Here is a 2,264-nt window from a genome sequence, read left to right as displayed (position 1 = left end):
CCGCCACGCTCGCCCGCGTCGACTGCTCCACCCCGTTCGGCGTGAAGAACATCCGCCCCGCGTCCTCGGCCCCGAACTTCGCCACCGCCCGCTGCCGCAGCCGGGCCTGGCCGAGCGCCGCCGACACCAGCTCGGCCGGGTGCTCACGGCGCAGCCGGGTGGCGACGGCGAGTTCGTCGGCGGGGTCGGTGCCGCGCACCTCGTCCAGGAGGGCACGGCCCTCGGGGGTGAGCAGCGCGGCGAAGGCGTGGAGGTGGTCGTTCACCGCCTCATTGTGAGCCAGCCGGTGGACGGTGTGCCCCAAGGCCGCGGTGTCACCCGGGATTCCGGGCGGCGGCCTGCGAGGATCCGGCACCATGACACTAGTAGGACAAAATTACAAAAAGGGTCTCAAGGGGCCCCTGCGTCGCAGGGCGGGGACCCGCGGCGGACTCGCGGTCCTCGCCGTCGCCGCCCTCGCCTCGGGCTGCGCGCAGCCGGACGGCGCGCGGGTGAGGCCGGCCCCCGGTCAGCAGCCCGCCCAGGCGCCGCCGGCCCGTGCCCTCGACTCCTACGCCGGCCGGATGCGCACCTTGTACAAGCAGCGGGTCCCCGCCGCCAGGCACTGGGGCCTCAAGCAGGTCCCGCTGACACCCCCGCCGCCGCCCGCGACCAAACCGAGGATCACCGCCCGCCCGGGCTTCGAGGTGGCCCACCAGAAGGACTGGAACCTGCCCCCGGTCTTCACCACGGTCCCCACCAAGGACAAGGTCGTCTTCCTCACCATCGACGACGGCGCGGAGAAGGACCCGGAGTTCCTGAAGATGATGCAGGACCTGAGGATCCCGTACACGGCGTTCCTCACCGACTACCTCGTCAAGGACGACTACGGCTACTTCTGGAAGATGCACCGCTCCGGGGTCACCCTCAACAACCACACCCTGAACCACCCCTACCTGCCGGGCCTGTCCTACGAGGAGCAGAAGCGCGAGATCTGCGGCATGCAGAACGTCATGCAGGAGCAGTTCGGCAAGCGCCCGAAGATGTTCCGCCCGCCCTACGGCAACTACAACCAGGACACCCTGCGCGCCGCCGAGGCCTGCGGCATCGAGTACGCGCCGATCTGGAACGAGGAGGTCCACGTCGACCACTGGGAGTTCCGCGAGGACGACAAGAAGCTGCGCCCCGGCGACATCGTGCTCACCCACTTCCGGGGCCGCAACGACTGGAACGGCACGATGGCCGACGCCATGCGCCAGTTCCTGAACAAGGTCACGGCCGAGGGGTACGCGGTGGCCCGACTGGAGGACTACCTGTGAGGCTGCGGCCCGTGAGGCCGCGGCGCCTGGCCGCGGCCCTGCTCGCGGCCTCGCTGCTGACCGGCCCGGCCGGCTGTGCCACCTCCGTCGACCCCATCGAACGGCTCGGCCGGAAGGCGGCGCAGGGAGTACGGCCGCACAGCCCGGCGGCACAGCAGCCGTACCGCCGCTGGGGCCTCACGGCCCCGCTGCCCGTGCCGCCGGAGCCGCCGTCCCGTCCATCGCGGGCCGCCCGTGCCACCCGGGCCTTCGGCCCGCCCCCGGTCGTGGACCGCGTCAGGACGTCCGACCCGGTCGTCTTCCTCACCTACGACGACGGGGCGGAGAGGGATCCGCGGTTCGTCGACATGGTCCGTGAACTGCGGCTGCCGGTCAGCATGTTCCTCACGGACAGCGTCGTCGGACCGGGGTACGGACACTTCGCGCACCTGAGGTCGGTCGGCGCGGACCTGCAGAACCACACCCTCGACCATCCCTCGCTGCGCGGCCTGCCCTACGCCGGCCAGCGCGCCGAGATCTGCGGCCAGCGCGACAAGCTCCGCTCCCGCTTCGGCGTCCACTCCCGCCTCTTCCGGCCGCCCTACGGCAGATACGACACGACGACCCTGCGCGCCGCCGCCGACTGCGGAGTCTCGGCCGTGGTCCTGTGGCGCGCCGCCACGACCGACACCGGCCTGCGCTTCACCCACGGCCGCCGCGAGCTGCGCCGCGGCGACATCCTCCTGGTCGCCTCGGACGGCGACGACCTCGCGGGCCCGTCGCTGCGCGAACGCACGACGCGCCTGCTCCGCGAGATCCAGACGAGGGGCCTGACGGTGGGCCGCTTGCAGGACTACCTGTGAGGTCGCATTTCAGCCGAGGGCGGCAAAACCAGCCCGTCTGGGGGTCCCCCCTGCTCGAAGAGCTTGGGGGAGTTTGAGGACGAGGCCGTTCAGGCCGAAGCGGGGGTCTGGGGGCGGCAGCCCC

General features: G+C 72.0%; 2 protein-coding genes and 1 pseudogene. 2 read left to right on the top strand and 1 reads right to left on the bottom strand.

Annotated elements, in window-relative coordinates:
* Positions 1 to 265: pseudogene (locus C1I97_RS35635) on the bottom strand (SAM-dependent methyltransferase); the annotation flags it as partial.
* Between the two features lie 91 nt (positions 266 to 356).
* Between C1I97_RS35635 and C1I97_RS35630 the strand changes: the two are divergent.
* Positions 357 to 1,298 carry a polysaccharide deacetylase family protein gene (locus C1I97_RS35630; RefSeq protein WP_111007077.1) on the top strand — a complete coding sequence of 314 codons (942 nt, stop codon included), beginning with the start codon at positions 357 to 359 and terminating at the stop codon, positions 1,296 to 1,298.
* 11 nt (positions 1,299 to 1,309) lie between these two features.
* Positions 1,310 to 2,140 carry a polysaccharide deacetylase family protein gene (locus tag C1I97_RS35625; RefSeq protein WP_111007078.1) on the top strand — a complete coding sequence of 277 codons (831 nt, stop codon included), beginning with the start codon at positions 1,310 to 1,312 and terminating at the stop codon, positions 2,138 to 2,140.
* Positions 2,141 to 2,264 lie beyond the last annotated feature (124 nt).

The organism is Streptomyces sp. NTH33, assembly GCF_003236365.1.
Classification (GTDB): domain Bacteria; phylum Actinomycetota; class Actinomycetes; order Streptomycetales; family Streptomycetaceae; genus Streptomyces.
The sequence above is the reverse complement of the archived record's forward strand: the minus strand, read 5'-3'. Positions and strand labels throughout refer to the sequence as shown.

Excerpts from the sequence above, each read along its gene's own strand:
- C1I97_RS35630 (WP_111007077.1), top strand. The coding sequence starts at position 357 with ATGACACTAGTAGGACAAAATTACAAAAAGGGTCTCAAGGGGCCCCTG.